Raw genomic sequence first — 16,287 nt, 5'->3', positions numbered from 1 at the left:
GGGACGACCCGTCCGTCGATGCCGACGATCGTCGAACACCCCGGAGTCCCGTTGAGAGGACACCAGTGTTCACCGGCATCATCGAGGAACTCGGCACCGTCACCGCCGTCGAGCAGCACGGCGACTCCGTCGCGCTCACCGTCCGCGGGCCGATCGTGGTCGCGGACGCCAGCCACGGCGACTCCATCGCCACCAGCGGCGTCTGCCTGACCGTCGTCGAGCAGACCCCCGACTCCTTCACGGCCTTCGTCATGAAGCAGACGCTCGACATGAGCGCGCACGGAGCGTTGCGGGTGGGCGACCGCCTCAACCTCGAGCGCGCCGCGTCGGTCGGCGACCGCCTCGGCGGCCACATCGTGCAGGGCCACATCGACGGTACCGCCACCGTGCTCGAGACCGCGGACGGCGACGGCTGGCGCCGGGTGCGGTTCTCGCTCGCGCCGGCGCTCAGCCCGCTCGTCGTCGACAAGGGGTCGATCGCGCTCGACGGCGTCTCGCTCACCGTCAGCGCCGTCTCGCCGGAGGACACCGCGCCGGACGCCGCCTGGTTCGAGGTCAGCCTCATCCCGGAGACGCTCGAGGCCACGACCCTCGGCCTGCGCGTGCCGGGGGACCGGGTGAACGTCGAGACCGACGTGCTCGCGCGGCACGTGCGCCGGATGCTGCGGCTCGACGCCGCCGTCGGCTCGCTCGAGACCGTCGGCTCGGAGGCCCGGTGATGGTCGCCGCGGTCCCGCAGGCCCTCGGCTCGTCGAGCGTCGAGGCCGCGATCGCGTCGGTCGCGGCCGGCCGCCCGGTGATCGTCGTCGACGACGAGGACCGCGAGAACGAGGGCGACGTCATCCTGTCCGCCGAGCTCGCGACGCCGGAGTGGATCGCCTGGACCGTGGCGCACTCGTCGGGGTTCATCTGCGCGCCCGTGAGCGCCGAGATCGCCGACGCACTCGACCTGCCGCCGATGGTCCAGCACAACGAGGACGTCCGTGGCACCGCCTACACCGTCACCGTCGACGCAGCCGTCGGGGTCACCACCGGCATCAGCGCCCACGACCGAGCGCGCACGCTGCGGGTCCTCGCCGACCCGACCTCGGTGCGCGACGACCTGCACCGCCCCGGCCACGTCGTGCCCCTGCGGGCACGACCGGGCGGGGTCCGCGAGCGTGCGGGGCACACCGAAGCCGCGATCGAGCTCGTCACCGCAGCCGGGCTCCGGCCCGCCGCGGCGATCTGCGAGATCGTCGACGAGGACGGCAGCATGATGCGGCTGCCGGCGCTCGTCGCACTCGGGGCGCGCGAGGGCGTGCCCGTCATCACCATCGCCGCGCTCGTCGAGTGGCTGGACGCGGCAGACCGGACGGCGGCAGCAGTTGCCCTGTCCACGGAAGGAACAGCACGATGAGCGGAGCAGGCGCGGCGGACCGCGACCACGTCGACGGCACCGGGATCCGGGTGGCCATCGTCGCCGGGCAGTGGCACGACACGATCGCGGCGGGCCTCCTCGCCGGGGCGCAGCGCGAGGTCGAACGGCTCGGCGCCACCGCGTCGGTGTTCCCGGTCCCGGGGAGCTTCGAGCTGCCCGTCGTCGCGAAGACCGCCCTCGAGGCCGGGTTCGACGCCGCGGTCGCGCTCGGCGTGATCATCCGGGGCGGCACCCCGCACTTCGAGTACGTGTCCGACGCCGCCACGAGCGGGCTCACCCGCGTGGCGATCGACACCGGCAAGCCCGTCGGGTTCGGCGTGCTGACCCTGGACGACGAGCAGCAGGGCATCGACCGTGCCGGGCTGCCCGGCTCGAAGGAGGACAAGGGCGCCGAGGCCGTGCACGCCGCCGTCGCGACCGCGGTGACGCTGCGCTCGTTGCGCGTGCTCGCGTAGCGGCTGGCGGCTGGCGGCTGGCGGCTGGTGCGCGCGGCGCGCCCGCGCGGCGCGCAGCGCGCGCTCGCGCGGCGCGCGGGGCTGGCGCTCGTCGCGCTCGTCGCGGTTGGCGCGGCTGGCGCTGCGCACAACCACGATGCGCCCGAACCGCGCGATGTCGCGGCGCGAGCGCACTGTGGTTGTGCAGCGGGCAGTGGACGTGCGCGACGGCGGACGGGAGGCCCGTGGCGGTCGCGCGCCGCGCCTCCCGTCCGTGGCGTCGCGCGTTCCGAGCACGTGACCGTTTGCGCAACCAACGTGCATCCGCGCCGCGTGGTGCCGCGGCTCGAATGCACTCAGGCTGTGCACAGCACGCTGCCTGCGGCTGCGGCTGCGGCTGCGGATGCCGGCACGCAGAACGGCCCCGCACCTCGAGAGGTGCGGGGCCGTTCTGCGTGCGGAGTGGTTACCGCTTGCCGAACACGTGGATCGGCAGGAAGAAGGAGAGGGTCATGAGGATCAGACCGCCCATGAAGATGAACGCCTGGCCCGAGTCGACCTGGAACGCGAACCCGAACAGGTACATCGACACCAGCAGCAGCAGGATCGAGAAAACAGCGGCGATGACGCGGCCCACGGGATACCTCCGGGTGTCGACGAGTGGAACGTCGCCAAGTCTATCCCCAGGAACGGGGATGGTCGTTCACGCGCCGGGCTTCGTCGCGATCAGACGGTCGACGACGGCGAGGAGCGCCTCCATGTCGACGGTGCTGCGCTTCGGTCGACCGTCGCTCGCGGCACCGAGGAGGCCTGGTGGTACAGGCCGTCACCGAGGAGCTTGACCGCCTGGGCGGTGGGTTCGTCGTGGAGCGCGTCGACGAGGGTCTCGAGCCACGCGTTCTCGGTGTCGTCGAGGGTCCGGCCCGCTTCTTCGTAGCCGGCCTGCTGCAGGCGGCTCGCAGCGAGGAGCGCGAGGTCGAGCTCGCTGCCGACGAACAGGCAGTTGCGGACGAAGTAGCGGGCGGCGCCGTCCTCGGCCTCGGCCATGCGCTCGACGTCGATGGCGGACAGGTCGGAGAGCCGCTCGCACAGCCCCTCGACCAGGGCCGCCTTGGAGCCGAAGTGGTACAGCAGCCCGCCCTTGGAGACACCGGCGCGGGCGGCGACGGCGTCGAGCGTCGCGGGACGTTCGCCGTCTTCGCACACGATGGCGACGAAGCTGTCGAGGACGCGGTCGCGGGCACTGGCCATGGGCACGAGTCTAGGAGGAGTTGTGCGCGAGCAGGTGCAGGCGTCGCGGGCCGTCCCGCGACGCCTGCACCCTGCCGGTCGGGGCGCTCGGCCCGTCAGCCCTTCAGCGCTCCGGCGGCGATGTTGGCGATGAAGTGGCGCGAGCCGATGATGAAGACTCCGATGAGCGGGAACACGCTGATCACGGCGCCGGCCATCACCGCCGGACGAGTTCGTCAGGGTCCTTCGAGATGGCGGTGCTCGTGGAGCACCCGGCCAACAGGGCGGTGGCGGCGAGGGCTCCGAGGGCACCTGCGCCGGCGAGGAACCCCCGCCTGCTGAGACTGATCGATGGAGATGACGTCACGAAACTACCTGCTCTCGTCGTTGAGATCGGGTTGGACACAGCGATACCGGGTCCCCGGAGCGTTCGACCGTGAACGCTCACGAAGTGGTCCAGAGCATCCTCTGTGAGACACGCCGTGTCAAGCAGTTCCGCATTGATCCAACGGGCGTGTGGCACTAGCGTCGTCGTCACCGTGAAGGTTCACGAGACGACAAGGATCCGCATGTCAGCGCAGACCGCGAACACCGCCAGCACCCCGACTCCGACGGTCGCCGACCGCCCCGGCTGGGCCGTCCTCGGCCCCGGGGGCATCGCCCGCCGCTTCCTCTCCCAGCTGCCCGCGAGCGGTGGTGCCCTGGTGGCCGCCGGCAGCTCGTCCACCGAGCGGGCGCAGACCTTCGCCGACGAAGCCGCGCAGCTCGGGTTCGCCGACGTCTCCGCTGCGACCTACGACGAGGTCCTCGCCGACCCGCGCGTCGACGCCGTGTACGTCTCGACCGTGCACACCGGGCACGCGCGGCTCGTCCTCGCCGCGCTCGAGGCCGGCAAGGCCGTCCTGTGCGAGAAGCCCCTCGCCCCGAACCACGGCACCGCCATGGCGCTCGCCGATGCCGCACGCCAGGCCGGCCTGCCGCTGGTCGAGGCGTTCATGTACCGCTTCCACCCCCAGACCGCCGCACTGCTCGACCTCGTGCGGGACGGCGTGATCGGCGAGGTCACGCACATCGACGCCTCGTTCGCGTTCCGTACCGGTGAGCGGAGCGGCCGACTGTTCGACGTCGACACGGCAGGCGGCGGGATCCTCGACGTCGGCGGGTACCCGGTGACGATGGCCGCCGCGATCGTGCAGGCCGCGACCGGTGTCGCCGTCGCCGAGCCGACGGAGCTCACCGCCACCGGAACCCTCGGGCCGACCGGTGTCGACGAGTGGACCGTCGCGCAGCTGACCTACCGCGGCGGCATCACGGCATCCGTCCGCACCGGCATCTTCGTGCAGGACGACAACGCGGTCGCGGTGTACGGCACGCGTGGCCGCCTCCTGCTCGCCGACCCGTGGACCCTGGGCGCCGACCCGACGATCGAGGTGCACACCGTCGACGAGGACCCGCGCACGCTGTCCTTCGCCGGCGAGCACCCCTACGCCCGCGAGGCTGACGCCACCACCGACGCCCTGCGTGCCGGTGCGGTCGAGGCAGCACAGATGACGATCGACGAGTCCCTCGCGACGGCCCGCACGCTCGACAAGTGGCGCGCCGCGATCGGCCTGCGCTACCCGTTCGAGGCCGAGACCGCCGACATCCCGACCGTCAGCGGCCGTCCGCTCACCGTGGCGGCCGACAACCCCATGCAGTACGGCGAGGTGCCCGGCGTCGGCAAGCGCATGTCCCGCCTGGTGATGGGCGTCGACAACCAGCCGGACCTGGCGCACGCCAGCGCGATCTTCGACCTGTTCGTCGAGCAGGGCGGCAACGTCTTCGACACCGGTTACATCTACGGCGGCGGTGTGCTCGAGGGCCGGCTCGGCAAGTGGATCCAGAACCGCGGTGTCCGCGAGGACGTGGTGGTCATCACGAAGGGTGCGCACACGCCGTTCTGCGACCCGGAGTCCCTGACGAAGCAGCTGCTCGAGAGCCTCGAGCGCCAGGGCACCGACTACGCGGACATCTACATGATGCACCGCGACAACCCGGACATCCCGATGGGGAGTTCGTCGACGTCCTCGACGAGCACCGTCGGGCCGGCCGCATCCGCGTGTACGGCGGGTCGAACTGGACACCGGCACGCTTCGACGAGGCGAACGCCTACGCGCGGGCGAACGGCAAGCACGAGTTCGAGGTCCTCAGCAACCACTTCGGCCTGGCCGAGGCGTACGACGTGCCGTGGGACGGCTGCGAGCACGCGACCGACGCCGCGTCGAAGGCGTGGCTCGAGGAGCGTCAGGTCCCGCTGCTGCCGTGGTCGTCGCAGGCCCGTGGCTTCTTCACCGGCCGCGCGACGCCGGAGGACACCAGCGACGCCGAGCTCGTCCGCTGCTACTACAGCGACGAGAACTTCGAGCGGCTCCGTCGCGCGCGGGAGCTCGGCGACCGGTTCGGCGTCCCCGCCACGGCGATCGCCCTGGCGTACGTGCTGAACCAGCCGTTCCCGACGTTCCCGCTCTTCGGACCGCGTACGATCGCGGAAGCCCGATCGTCCATGACGGGCCTCTCCGTCGACCTCACCCCGGAACAGGTGGCATGGCTGGACCTCCGCGACTGACCCAGTCGCCACCGGACGGCCCGCACTCCGGCGGCCGCGCGACGATCATCGACGTCGCCGCGGCCGCCGGGGTGTCCCGGCAGACCGTCACCCGCGCGATGAACGGCATGTCCGGCATCAGCGCGACCACGAAGGAACGGGTGCTCGCCGTCGCGGCGTCGCTCGACTACCGGCCGTCGCGGTTCGGCCGCGGGCTGGTCACCGGCGGCGACCACCAGCTCGGGCTCGTCGTGAACGACCTGCGGAACCCGTACACGCCCCAGCTCGCGTCCGCCGTGTTCCGGCTCGCCGCCGAGCAGGGGTGGAACGTCATGCTCGCCGACGTCGACCTGGCGAGCGACGCCGACCGGATGGTGCAGGCGCTCGGCGCGCAGACCGACGTGGTCATCGGCTACCTCGGCTCGCGCCGGCACCGGTGGAGCAGAGCTCCTCGGCAACGTGCCGATGGTCGAGCTCGACCCGTCTTCCGACCCGCCCACGGCAGCGGTGTGGATCGACCCCGCCGACGCGATCGAAGCCCTCGCCGACCACCTGGTGGCGACCGGGGTGCGGCACCCCGTCGTGCTCGACAACTCGTCGCCGGACCACACGAGCGCGCGCGGCCTGCTCATGCTGGGCGCGCTGCGCCGCCGCGGCTACCTGCCGGAGCTCGTGCACGCGCCGCACGGCACCGCCGAGTGCGGTGCCGACGAGACGGTGCGGATCCTGGCTCGGAAGCGCCGACTCGACGCGATCCTGGCCTTCAACGACGTGATGGCGCTCGGCGTGCTGCAGGCCTGCCGCCGCGCGGGCGTCGACGTCCCCGGTGAGGTCCGGGTCGTCGGCGTCGACGGCCTGCCGCTCGGCGCTCTGGTGTCGCCGATGCTGACGACCCTGGCGGTCGACCTCGACGCCGTCGCGCGTGAGGCCCTCACGCTCGCGCTCGGCATGCTCGCCGGTGAGCTGCCGCGGCACGGCGCTGCAGTGCAGCGCACCGTGCGCCACAGCCTGCTGGTCCGCGACTCCGCCTGACGACGGCCGCCCCGCTCTGGGCGGGACCAACCGTCGGACGGGAGGCGCGTGGCGAGCCCGCCACGGGCCTCCCGTCAGTCTGTTGGTTGCATTTGCAACCATCACCGTCCAGACGGTACACTGACGGAGTCCTGACGGGGCGCGTGTCCATCCCGCGTCCCGTCTCGTCTGCCCCACGCACCGCCCGCCGTCGACCAGGTCCGGCTCGAAGTCCCAGGAGTCCGCCGTGTCCGCACTGCTCACCAGCCCCATCGCCACTCGCGTCACCGGCAGCCGCGCTCGACGGTTCCTCGCGCTCGCCGTGCTGATGCTGCCGGTCCTGCTCATCTCGGTGGACAACACCGTGCTGAGCTTCGCACTGCCGTCGATCAGTCGTGCGCTCAACCCGGACGCCACCACGCAGCTCTGGATCGTCGACGCGTACCCGCTCGTCCTGGCCGGGCTGCTCGTCGTGATGGGCAGCATCGGTGACCGCATCGGCCGCCGTCGGATCCTCGTGATCGGGGCCAGCGGCTTCGCGCTGTTCTCCGTCGCCGCGGCCTTCGCGACCGACGCCTGGATGCTCGTCGCTGCCCGGATCGCGATGGGGGTGTTCGGGGCGATGCTCATGCCCGCGACGCTCTCGATCATCCGCAACGTCTTCGTCGACGCGGGGGAGCGGCGGATGGCGCTGGCCGTCTGGTCGACCATGTTCGCGGCCGGCAACGCCCTCGGTCCGCTCGTCGGTGGCACGTTGCTCGCGCACTTCCACTGGGGCAGCGTCTTCCTGGTCGCGGTGCCGATCCTCGTGCTCATGCTCGTCGGCGTCCCGTTCTGCGTGCCGGAGTCGCGCGACCCGATGCCCGGGCCCGTGGACGTGCCGAGCATGTTCCTGTCCCTCGGGGCGCTGGCGCCGATCGCCTGGGCGATCAAGTCGTTCGTGCACCCGGAGGAGCGCGGGTTCGCCGTCGCGATGCTCGCCGTCGGGGTCGTCTGCGGCATCGCGTTCGTCCGCCGGCAGCTGCGGTCGCGCACGCCGATGCTCGACCTGCGCCTGTTCCGCAGCACAGCGTTCACCGGCAGTGTGCTCATGAACCTGATGGCGATGTTCTCGCTGACCGGCTTCCTGTTCTTCATCGCGCAGCACCTGCAGCTCGTGGCGGGGCTCGACCCGTTCGCCTCGGGCGTCGTGCTCATCCCCGGCTCGGTGCTCACGATCGTCGCGGGCCTCGCGGTGGTGCCGGTCGTCGCCCGCGTCGCGCCGCGCTGGGTCGTGTCGGTCTCGCTGCTGTTCTCGGCGGCCGCGTACGCCCTGGTGGCGATCCTCGGACACCATGCGTCGATCGCGGCGCTGGCGTTCGCGTTCGTGCTGCTCGGCATCGGGATCGGCGCGTCCGAGACCGTCACGAACGACCTCATCATCTCGACCGCCCCGGCGGACAAGGCCGGTGCGGCGTCCGCGATGTCCGAGACGGCGTACGAGATCGGCGCGGTGCTCGGCACGGCTGTCCTCGGCACGATCCTGGCGAGCACCTACCGGGCGCACGTCGTCGTGCCGGGCGGACTGAGCTCGACCGCGCACACCGCTGCCCAGGAGACGCTCGGCGGTGCGGTGTCCGCCGCGTCGTCCCTCGGCGGCGGCGCCGGTCAGGCCCTGCTCGAATCGGCGCGGGCGGCGTTCGACTCCGGCGTGACGATCACGGCCGGCGTCGCTGCGGTGCTCATGGTGATCGCCGCCGCGGGCGCCGTCGTCATGCTCAAGCGCCGCTGAGCGACGCGTCACGCGGCGTCATGCGGCGCGCCCGGGAGCGGTCGAACCTGTGAATCGTTGACCTCAACCATGGTTCAGGTCATACGTTGGGACATGGCCGCCGAGTGACGGCACACCCCGCGCGAAGGAACGACGACGAACACCATGCCCGACGAAGCCCCGGCGAACATCGCCGAAGCGTACAAGTCCGCGTTCCGCGGGCACCCGGCCGGCGTCGCCGTCATCACCGCCGAGGGGCCCGACGGTCCGACCGGACTCACCGCCTCGAGCGTCGCGAGTGTGGCGGTCGACCCGCCGGTGCTCGTGTTCTCGCTCTCCACGAACTCCGGGTCCGCCGGGGTCGTGCTCGGCGCGCCGGTCTTCGTCGTCCACCTGGTCGACTCGCTGAGCGTCGCACTCGCGCGACGCTTCGCCTCGACCGGCAGCCCGACCGCTGACGACCCGATCTGGGGCACCTTGCCCTCGGGCGACCGCTACCTGCCCAGCGCCGCCAGCGCGCTCCGGTGCCGTCCGCTCTCCACGACCCCGATCGGCAGCTCGACCGTCGTCGTCGCCGAGGTCCTCGACATCGTCGTCGGCCTCGAGCACGGCGAGCCGCTGGTCTACCACAACCGGGAATTCCACTCCCTCACCGATCGTTCCCGGCTCTCGTGAGCCGCGGAATCCCATCCGCAACCCACTGATCGAAAGGACCTCACATGGCTGAGTACACCCTGCCGGAGCTGCCGTACGACTACGCCGCACTCGAGCCGCACATCAGCGGCAAGATCATGCAGCTGCACCACGACAAGCACCACCAGGCCTACGTGACCGGAGCGAACACCGCGCTGCAGCAGCTCGGTGAAGCGCGCGAGTCGGGCAACTTCGGTGCGATCAACAAGCTCGAGAAGGACCTGGCGTTCCACCTCGGTGGCCACGTCAACCACTCGATCTTCTGGACCAACCTCGGCCCGGACACCAAGGTCCCCGAGGGCGAGGCTCGCCGCGGCGATCGACGAGTTCTTCGGCTCGTTCGACACCTTCAAGGCGCAGTTCGCCGCTGTCGCGAACGGCATCCAGGGCTCCGGCTGGGCCGTCCTGGCCTGGGACACCGTCGGCCAGAAGCTGACCACGTTCCAGCTGTTCGACCAGCAGGCCAACGTGCCGTTCGGTCTCGTGCCGATCTTCCTGCTCGACATGTGGGAGCACGCCTTCTACCTCGACTACCTCAACGTCAAGGCGGACTACGTCAAGGCCGTCTGGAACATCGTCGACTGGGAGAACGTCGCGGCGCGCTTCGCCAACGCGAAGTCGCAGTCGTTCGTGACGCTCTGACCCACCGACCGCGGGTCGCGTGACGCGACCGACGGACGAACGGGAGGCACGGTGCCAGCTGGCACCGTGCCTCCCGTTCGTGGATCAGGCCGCGGGGACGGCCGCGCCCGCGGCGAGCCGGTCGGCGATCGCGCGGAGTACGGCGTCGGCGTCGGTGCGCTCCCGGTCGACGATCGCGCTCCACTGCGCACCGCGCGCGGCCATCACGGCGTCGTGCGCGGCGCGGTCGGCTGCCGCGGCGTCGTAGCCGTGCGCGAGGCACCACGCGGCGATCGCGGCGACGCGGTCTCGGTGCAGACCGCGTTGTCGGGTGCGGCCGTCCAACGCCTCGACCGAACCGAGTTCGAAGGTGAGCCGCGCGGCGAGGGCTCGGTGCGGGTCGCCGAGCCCGCCGAAGGTGGTGACGAGGTAGTCACCGAGCGCGGCGCGGTCCGCGCCGGGATCGAGCACGGCGTGACAGACCGTGTCGGCCAGGTGCTCGACGACCGAGTCGATGAGCGCGTCGCGTGAGCCGAAGTGGTAGACGATCGGGTAGGCGCTCGTGCCCAGGACGCGACCGAGGCTGCGCACCGAGACGTCCTCGAGCTTGGTGTCGAGCAGGTGCAGGGTGACCTTCTCGAGGATCGCCGGCTTGAGTGTCGGGTCGGGCTTCCGGGGCATGGCTTCTCCGTCGGATCGGCGGCGGCGGTCACGCGATCGACCGCTCGGTGTCATGGAGTATGTTACCGGTCGCTCGGTCGGGGAGTCACCTGCTGCAACCGCCTGTACCGGCCCGAAAACGGAGCAATACTCGGTTCCCCGTACACTGGGGCAGATGTCCATGCCGCAAGAGGGCTCCGTGCCCGTGTCGCAGCCCGAGGGGACCCGTGCCGGACGGGTGGTCGCGGGGCGCCGTCGGGGAGCCGGAAAACGCTTCCTGGTCGTCGGCGACGTCCTGGACGGCGTGCTCGTGCAGACGACCGCGCACACCATCGGCGTCCACGATCCCGCCGCCGTCATCCGTCACCGACCGACCGGTGCTGCCGGCAACACCGCTGCCTGGCTCGGCTGGCTCGGTGCCGAGGTCGACCTGGTCGCGCGGGTCGGCGTCGACGACGTCTACCGCCACGAGCGGTCGCTGGAGGACGCCGGTGTCCGTCCGCACCTGCGGTACGACGCAATGACCTCGACCGGGGTCGTGGTGTCGGTGCGCAACGACAGCGGCCGCACGGCGATGTCCGACCCTGCCGCGAGCGGGAAGCTCACCGCCACGGACGTCCCCGAGGCCGTGGCCCGACGCGCGGACATCGTGCACCTGACCGGGCACGCCATGCTCGGAGGCGGCGCCGACCGTATCGCGTCCCTGGTCGCCCGTGCTCGGCTCGGGTCGGCCCGGGTGTCGCTCGACCCGTCCTCGGCGGCCATCGTCCGGTCGGTCGGTGCCCCCGCCTTCCTCGAGGCCCTCGTCGGCGTCGACGTCCTCTTCCCCGGCGGGCAGGAGGCCCTCGAACTGACGGGCACGACCGACCTCGACGACGCAGTGCGGCGACTGACCGAGCACGTACCGCTCGTGGTGGTCACGGTGGGCGCCGACGGCGTGCTGGTGGGGCGACGCGGACGGAGCGTCCACCGCGTCCCCGCGACGCCGGCCACGGTCGTCGACACCGTCGGCGCTGGTGACGCGTTCGCCGCGGGCTTCGTGCGGGCGTGGGCGACGGATCCCGTGCGGGTCGGAGCGGCTGCACGTGAGGGCACCCGCGTCGCGGCCCGAGCACTCGGGTTCGTGGGTGGTCGCCCTCCGGTGTGACGAGGAAGGAGCGCGGCGCGGACCTGGCCGGCTTCTCGCGTGCGCTCCACCACGTCAGTGCTCGGCGGGCTCCGCCACGACGGTGAGGGTCTGGACGCGTCCGGCCGCGGCGGGGGCGAGCCGGATCTCGACGCGCAAGCGCCCGCAGGTGCCGGGCAGCCACCACCGGAGGTGCGACGGCGTCGACGACTCCTCGGCGACGGGAGCGGCGGTCAGGTCAGCGCCCACCTCGGCCACCGCCGCGGCGATCGCACGACGGCGACGGTCGTAGGGGACGTCCATCGCCACGTTCGGCGTGCAGACCGCGTCCGCCACGGCGTCCTGCCAGTCGGTCAGGAGGCCCGTCACGGCAGCCTGCGCCGCTCGCGTCGCGCGGATGGTCGGCTCGGCGCCGGGGCGGCGGACCGGTCCGGTCGTCGTGTCGGCGTGCCCGTCGGACGCCGCCGGACGCGCTGCATCCAGCAGGAGGTCGTGCGCCTGCTGGGCTGCGGCGGAGACCTTCGCCTGCGTGGCGTTCTCGAACGCGACGACGCCGAGCCCGGTCTGAGCGGACCAGCGCATGTGCGCCGAGAATCCCGGGTAGCCGCCGGAGTGCGAGACGAGTTCGCCGAACCGGGCGTCCTGCTCGACGAACAGCCCGAAGCCGTACGCCGTGGCGCGTGACGCGCCGGGGATGACGGACGACGGCACGACCCGCATCGCCTGCTGCATGAGACGGCGGTCCGCGGGGAGACCGGGCCGGGTTCCGGAGCATCGGAGGACGCCGACCCGAGGTGCGTCGCCCACCGTGCGAGGTCGCGGACGGTGGAGAACAGGCCACCGATCGACGAGAACGCCCCCGGGCCGGTCATCGGCAGGGGCTCCCAGTCGCCGTCGTGCGGGCGGAACCCGGTGACGACCGGTCCCAGCGCCTCTGCGGCGCTGAACACCGTGTGGTCGAGACCGAGCGGACGGAGCACGGTGTCGCGTGCCGCCTCGGTGAACGGACGGCCGGTGACGACGGCGACGACCCGCCCGAGCAGGGCGTAGCCGAGGTTCGAGTACGCGAACCGGGTGCCGGGCACGGAGTCGAACAACAGCCCGCGGCGCAGGACGTCGTCGAGCTCGGTGTCGCTGATCGACTCCTGCCGGTCCGCCCAGGGGTCGTCGGTGGGGAAGCCGGCCGACATGGTCAGCAGCATCCGCACGGTCGGCACGGGGAGTCCGGCGTGGGCAGGGGCACGGCGCCGAACGCCGGGACGAACGCGGTGATCGGCGCGTCGAGGTCGAGCCGACCGTCGGACACCAGCGTCAGCAGCGTCGCCGCGGTGACGCTCTTGGTGCACGACGCGATCCGGTAGACGGTGTCGGCGTCCGGCCGCTGCCCGTCGCCGCGATCGCCGTGGCCCCCGGAGGCGACGAGGCCCGTCCGGTCGAAGACGCCCCACGCACTGCTCGGTGCGACGCCCCGGTCGACACGGTCACGGAAGAGCGCGTCGACCTGCGTGACGGCGGTGTCCCACGGGCTCATGACCGGCGCATCTCGGCGTAGGCGTCGAGGGCGCGCTGCCGGGTCACCTTGAGGTCGACCATCGGCTCGGGCCGGAGTTCCTCCGACGGCACCCACCGGTGCACGTACTCGCGGTGCGGGTCGAAGCGCTCGAGCTGCCGGTCGGGGTTGAACACCCGGAAGTACGGCGCCGCGTCGAAGCCCGACCCGGCGACCCACTGCCAGTTCGCGGCGTTGTTGGCGGAGTCGGCGTCGACGAGGGTGTCCCAGAACCACTGCTCGCCCACGCGCCAGTCGACGAGCAGGTTCTTGACGAGGAAGCTCGCGGTCGCCAACCGGACGCGGTTGTGCATGGCGCCGGAGTGCCACAACTCGCGCATGCCGGCGTCGACGAGGTCGAACCCGGTCGTCCCGGTGCGCCACCGGTCGACCTCGGCCGCCGGGGCGTCCCGCCACGGGAACGCGTCGAACTCGCGACGCACGTTCACCGTCGTGATGTCCTCGCAGTGGAAGTACTCGTTCCAGTTGAACTCGCGCCACGCCAGCTGTCGCAGGAAGGCGGAGGCGTTCTGGCGCTGCTCGGGCTCGAGCGCTCCGTGCAGCCGGTGCCACACCTGGTGCGGGCTGACCTCGCCCCAGCGCAGGTGCGGGGACAGGTCGCTCGTGGCGGCCATGGCGGGTTCGTCGCGCTGGTCGTAGTCCTCGAGCGCGTGGGTGACGAAGTGCTCGAGTCGCTGGTGTGCGCCGTGCTCGCCGGGCTCCCAGGCGTCGCGGAGTCCGCCGGCCCAGTCGGGACGGGTCGGCAGGAGGTCCCACTCGCTCAGGTCGTCGCTCGCGACCCGCGCCGGAGCGGGCAGGTCGCGGGGCTTCGGGAGCGGGTGCCGTGGTTCCGGCATCGCCTGGGCAGCACGCCAGAACGGGGTGAACACCTTGTACGGCTCGCCCTGTCCGGTGCGGACGGTCCACGGCTCCCAGAGCAGGCTCGCCGCGAAGCTGTGGGCCTCGATGCCGCGGTCGTGCAGGGCGCTCTTGATGCCGGCGTCGACCTCGCGCTCGGCCGGACCGTACCGACGGTTCCAGAACACGGCGTCGGCACCGGTGTCGGCGACGAGGGCGTCGATCACCGCGGCGGCCGCACCCCGTCGCAGCACCAGCCGCGAGTCGCGGTCACGGAGTTCGCCGTCCAGTGCGGTGAGCGAGTGGTGGAGCCACCAGCGGCTGGCGGCGCCGGCGGGACGGATGCCGGGGGATTCGTCGTCGAGGACGTAGACCACCGTGACGTCGCCACCGTGGTCGATCGCGGCACGCAGCGCTGGGTTGTCGGCAAGCCGCAGGTCGTCGCGGAGCCAGACCAGTGCGCCGGTCACACCGGTGCCGGGTCCGACTCGGAGACCGACCGCGTGACGGATCGTCGGCCCGGTGCGGTGCCGACCGCGAGGCGAAGCTTCGTGCAGAGCTCGGTGAGGGTGCGGAGTTCGGCGTCGGACAGTCCGGCGCCGACCTGCTGCGCGATGCTCGCCGCGTGCTGCACGGCCACCTGGCGGTAGACGTCGAACCCGTGCGGGGTGAGTGCCACGATCACGCCGCGGGCATCGGACGGATCCGGCTGCTTCTCGACGATCCCGCGGGCGAGCAGGCGATCGACCAGACGGCTCACGCTCGGCTGGGTGAGGAGCAGGTGGCCGGTGAGGTCACGCATGCGGCAGCGTCGGCCGGGTTGCGTCGACAGGTTGAAGCAGACGTCGTACTCGTTGAAGGAGATCTCGCCGCCGGGGAAGTCCGCGTTGAGGCTCCGCATCACGGTGACCTGGGCGCGGAACAGTGATTCCCAGGCAGCGACGGCGGTCGCCTTCTCGCTGCGGCGTGACTCGCTCACGATGGCGCTCCCTCTGGTCGGACGGTCCGTCCACACTACCGACGGCGCCCGACAGGCGCGGGTTCGACATGCATGCGCTCGGACATGCACGAGGGCCGGCCGCTCTTCCGAGCGACCGGCCCTCTCCCTTGCACCAAGAGTTTCCTGCAATCACATTCCGCAGGCGGTGCCACAGCAAACACCGTCTGCTCGACCGACTGTATAACGAAGCGGTAACGGCGCGCTAGCCTCCCCGTGCGTCGTTCGCTGCGAGTTCACCAAGAGCGACCGATCAGGATCAGAAGAGGTCGGGCGACGGCGTCGAGGCGTACCGCACGGCCACGTCGGCATGCCGGTCGAACCGGTACCCGACGCCGCGGACGGTGCGGACGATCTCCTCGAACGCGCCGAGCTTGGAGCGGAGACGACGCACGTGCACGTCGATGGTGCGCTCGTTCGGGGTCTCGTCCTCGCCGTCCGACCACAGGCCGTCGATGATGGCCGAGCGGTCCACCGTCTGGCCCTCGCGCAGCACCAGGAACTGCAGGAGTTCGAACTCCTTGTAGGTCAGGGAGCTGCTTCGCCGTCGAGTGTGACGCGCTTGCGGGAGATGTCGATGACGACCCCGGTCTCCTCCGGCTCGGGCTTCTCGGCCTGCTTGCGGGCGGCGACCGCGGACCGGTCCTGCAGGGCCAGTCGCACGACGTCGACGTCACGGCCGCCGGACTGCTCCGCGGCGACGGCGACGGCCGCGTAGGTCTCCGAGCTCGGCACCAGCTGCGCGGTCAGTGCCTTCAGCTGCTCGACGACGGCTGCGAGCGTCGTGCCGGCCGCTGCCGCCTTCGCCTCGTCGATCCCGACGTAGAGCGCGAAGCCACGGGCCTCCGTGCCCTCGGGCAGGGAGCGGTTGCGCGGCGGTGCGACGACCGGGCTGGTCGGCACGCTCGTCTGCCCGGTCGTGGCCGGTGTCGCGGGACGCGGACGGATCGGGGTGACCGTACCGAGGTCGGTCGGCGCCGGAGCGGCGGTGCGGAGCGCGGTGCGGGGCTGGGCGATGGTGAGCGACATGGTGGTTCTCCGGGCGATGTGGCCGGTGCGCGTGTGGCGCTGGCGGCGGTGTCGAATGCGTCGACCCGGGTACGGCTGGATGCCGATGTGCCCTGCGGTCCTGCTGCGGACCGGGGCGGACCCGGGGGAACGGGAGACAGACCTCGTGACGTGGTGCGCGTCGCCGACGGTGTCCGTCACCCGGGGATCACACGCTCGCGACCGGGGTGGTGTCGCGGGGGATCCGGCTGGAACGGGTGCCGATCAGGCACACATTCGACAACGCATGACGGCGACCGGCATCATCATGCCGGCAGTCCCCTGGACCTCGGAGAGGACGCGGGTG

16 protein-coding genes and 5 pseudogenes are annotated in these 16,287 nt (G+C 71.9%); 10 read left to right on the top strand and 11 right to left on the bottom strand.

What is annotated here, in order from left to right:
- The first annotated feature begins 65 nt into the window (after positions 1-65).
- Genes JN350_RS16115 through ribH form a run of 3 tightly spaced genes read left to right on the top strand, consistent with a single transcriptional unit; the run spans position 66 to position 1,875 of the window.
- A complete protein-coding gene (locus JN350_RS16115) occupies positions 66-719 on the top strand; it encodes a riboflavin synthase (RefSeq protein WP_205462812.1) in 654 nt (217 codons plus the stop codon).
- Positions 719-1,399, top strand: coding sequence for a 3,4-dihydroxy-2-butanone-4-phosphate synthase (gene ribB / locus JN350_RS16110; RefSeq protein WP_205462811.1), 681 nt, complete (start codon positions 719-721; stop codon positions 1,397-1,399). Before JN350_RS16115 ends, ribB begins: the two co-directional genes overlap by 1 nt.
- Entirely contained in the window at positions 1,396-1,875 is a 480-nt protein-coding gene (ribH, locus tag JN350_RS16105) for a 6,7-dimethyl-8-ribityllumazine synthase (RefSeq protein WP_123292070.1), read from the top strand. The genes ribB and ribH overlap by 4 nt, the downstream gene beginning before the upstream one ends.
- Positions 1,876-2,320: 445 nt before the next feature.
- Here the strand turns inward: ribH and JN350_RS16100 are convergent, their stop codons facing one another.
- The 3 genes from JN350_RS16100 to JN350_RS21165 all read right to left on the bottom strand — a co-directional run bounded on the left by JN350_RS16100 (position 2,321) and on the right by JN350_RS21165 (position 3,451).
- A complete protein-coding gene (locus tag JN350_RS16100) occupies positions 2,321-2,491 on the bottom strand; it encodes a hypothetical protein (RefSeq protein ID WP_159574085.1) in 171 nt (56 codons plus the stop codon).
- 89 nt (positions 2,492-2,580) lie between these two features.
- Positions 2,581-3,105, bottom strand: coding sequence for a TetR/AcrR family transcriptional regulator (locus JN350_RS16095; protein ID WP_240347368.1), 525 nt, complete (start codon positions 3,103-3,105; stop codon positions 2,581-2,583).
- A gap of 196 nt (positions 3,106-3,301) precedes the next feature.
- A complete protein-coding gene (locus tag JN350_RS21165; protein WP_205462810.1) occupies positions 3,302-3,451 on the bottom strand; it encodes a twin-arginine translocation signal domain-containing protein in 150 nt (49 codons plus the stop codon).
- A 202-nt stretch (positions 3,452-3,653) separates the two neighbouring features.
- Here JN350_RS21165 and JN350_RS16080 point away from each other — a divergent pair.
- Positions 3,654-5,689 (top strand): annotated as a pseudogene (locus JN350_RS16080) (aldo/keto reductase).
- A pseudogene (locus tag JN350_RS21160) lies at positions 5,668-5,808 on the top strand (LacI family DNA-binding transcriptional regulator); the annotation flags it as partial. The pseudogenes JN350_RS16080 and JN350_RS21160, both read left to right, overlap by 22 nt.
- Before the next feature lie 47 nt (positions 5,809-5,855).
- On the opposite strand, the gene JN350_RS19800 reads toward JN350_RS21160, so the two are convergent.
- Positions 5,856-6,077 (bottom strand): hypothetical protein, encoded by a 222-nt coding sequence (locus tag JN350_RS19800; protein WP_240347367.1) that lies wholly within the window; start codon positions 6,075-6,077, stop codon positions 5,856-5,858.
- Positions 6,078-6,133: 56 nt separating this feature from the next.
- On the opposite strand from JN350_RS19800, the gene JN350_RS19795 reads away from it, so the two are divergent.
- The 4 genes and pseudogenes from JN350_RS19795 to JN350_RS16060 all read left to right on the top strand — a co-directional run bounded on the left by JN350_RS19795 (position 6,134) and on the right by JN350_RS16060 (position 9,764).
- Positions 6,134-6,700: a substrate-binding domain-containing protein gene (locus JN350_RS19795; RefSeq protein ID WP_240347366.1), complete on the top strand. Its 567-nt coding sequence runs from the start codon at positions 6,134-6,136 to the stop codon at positions 6,698-6,700.
- 226 nt (positions 6,701-6,926) lie between these two features.
- A complete protein-coding gene (locus JN350_RS16070; protein ID WP_205462809.1) occupies positions 6,927-8,450 on the top strand; it encodes an MFS transporter in 1,524 nt (507 codons plus the stop codon).
- Positions 8,451-8,594: 144 nt separating this feature from the next.
- Entirely contained in the window at positions 8,595-9,104 is a 510-nt protein-coding gene (locus JN350_RS16065) for a flavin reductase family protein (protein ID WP_111084301.1), read from the top strand.
- Between the two features lie 44 nt (positions 9,105-9,148).
- Positions 9,149-9,764, top strand: a pseudogene (locus JN350_RS16060) (superoxide dismutase).
- Between the two features lie 84 nt (positions 9,765-9,848).
- Here the strand turns inward: JN350_RS16060 and JN350_RS16055 are convergent.
- On the bottom strand, positions 9,849-10,424 hold the full coding sequence (locus JN350_RS16055) for a hypothetical protein (RefSeq protein ID WP_205462808.1): 576 nt from the start codon (positions 10,422-10,424) through the stop codon (positions 9,849-9,851).
- A gap of 154 nt (positions 10,425-10,578) precedes the next feature.
- Between JN350_RS16055 and JN350_RS16050 the strand changes: the two genes are divergently transcribed.
- Positions 10,579-11,550 (top strand): carbohydrate kinase family protein, encoded by a 972-nt coding sequence (locus JN350_RS16050; RefSeq protein WP_205462807.1) that lies wholly within the window; start codon positions 10,579-10,581, stop codon positions 11,548-11,550.
- A 54-nt stretch (positions 11,551-11,604) separates the two neighbouring features.
- Here JN350_RS16050 and JN350_RS19790 read toward each other — a convergent pair whose 3' ends face one another.
- The 6 genes and pseudogenes from JN350_RS19790 to JN350_RS16020 form a co-directional block, all read right to left on the bottom strand.
- Entirely contained in the window at positions 11,605-12,261 is a 657-nt protein-coding gene (locus JN350_RS19790) for a hypothetical protein (RefSeq protein WP_240347365.1), read from the bottom strand.
- Between the two features lie 107 nt (positions 12,262-12,368).
- A pseudogene (locus JN350_RS21155) lies at positions 12,369-12,719 on the bottom strand (serine hydrolase domain-containing protein); the annotation flags it as partial.
- A 2-nt stretch (positions 12,720-12,721) separates the two neighbouring features.
- Entirely contained in the window at positions 12,722-13,060 is a 339-nt protein-coding gene (locus JN350_RS16035) for a serine hydrolase domain-containing protein (protein ID WP_205462804.1), read from the bottom strand.
- Positions 13,057-14,406, bottom strand: coding sequence for a cryptochrome/photolyase family protein (locus tag JN350_RS16030; RefSeq protein ID WP_205462803.1), 1,350 nt, complete (start codon positions 14,404-14,406; stop codon positions 13,057-13,059). Before JN350_RS16030 ends, JN350_RS16035 begins: the two co-directional genes overlap by 4 nt.
- On the bottom strand, positions 14,403-14,915 hold the full coding sequence (locus tag JN350_RS16025) for a MarR family winged helix-turn-helix transcriptional regulator (protein WP_240347364.1): 513 nt from the start codon (positions 14,913-14,915) through the stop codon (positions 14,403-14,405). Before JN350_RS16025 ends, JN350_RS16030 begins: the two co-directional genes overlap by 4 nt.
- A gap of 277 nt (positions 14,916-15,192) precedes the next feature.
- Positions 15,193-15,962: pseudogene (locus JN350_RS16020) on the bottom strand (winged helix-turn-helix domain-containing protein).
- Positions 15,963-16,287: the final 325 nt, after the last annotated feature.

Origin of the sequence: Curtobacterium sp. 24E2 (genome assembly GCF_016925595.1) — a bacterium.
GTDB lineage: Bacteria > Actinomycetota > Actinomycetes > Actinomycetales > Microbacteriaceae > Curtobacterium.
This window is presented reverse-complemented; position numbering and strand designations above follow the sequence as displayed.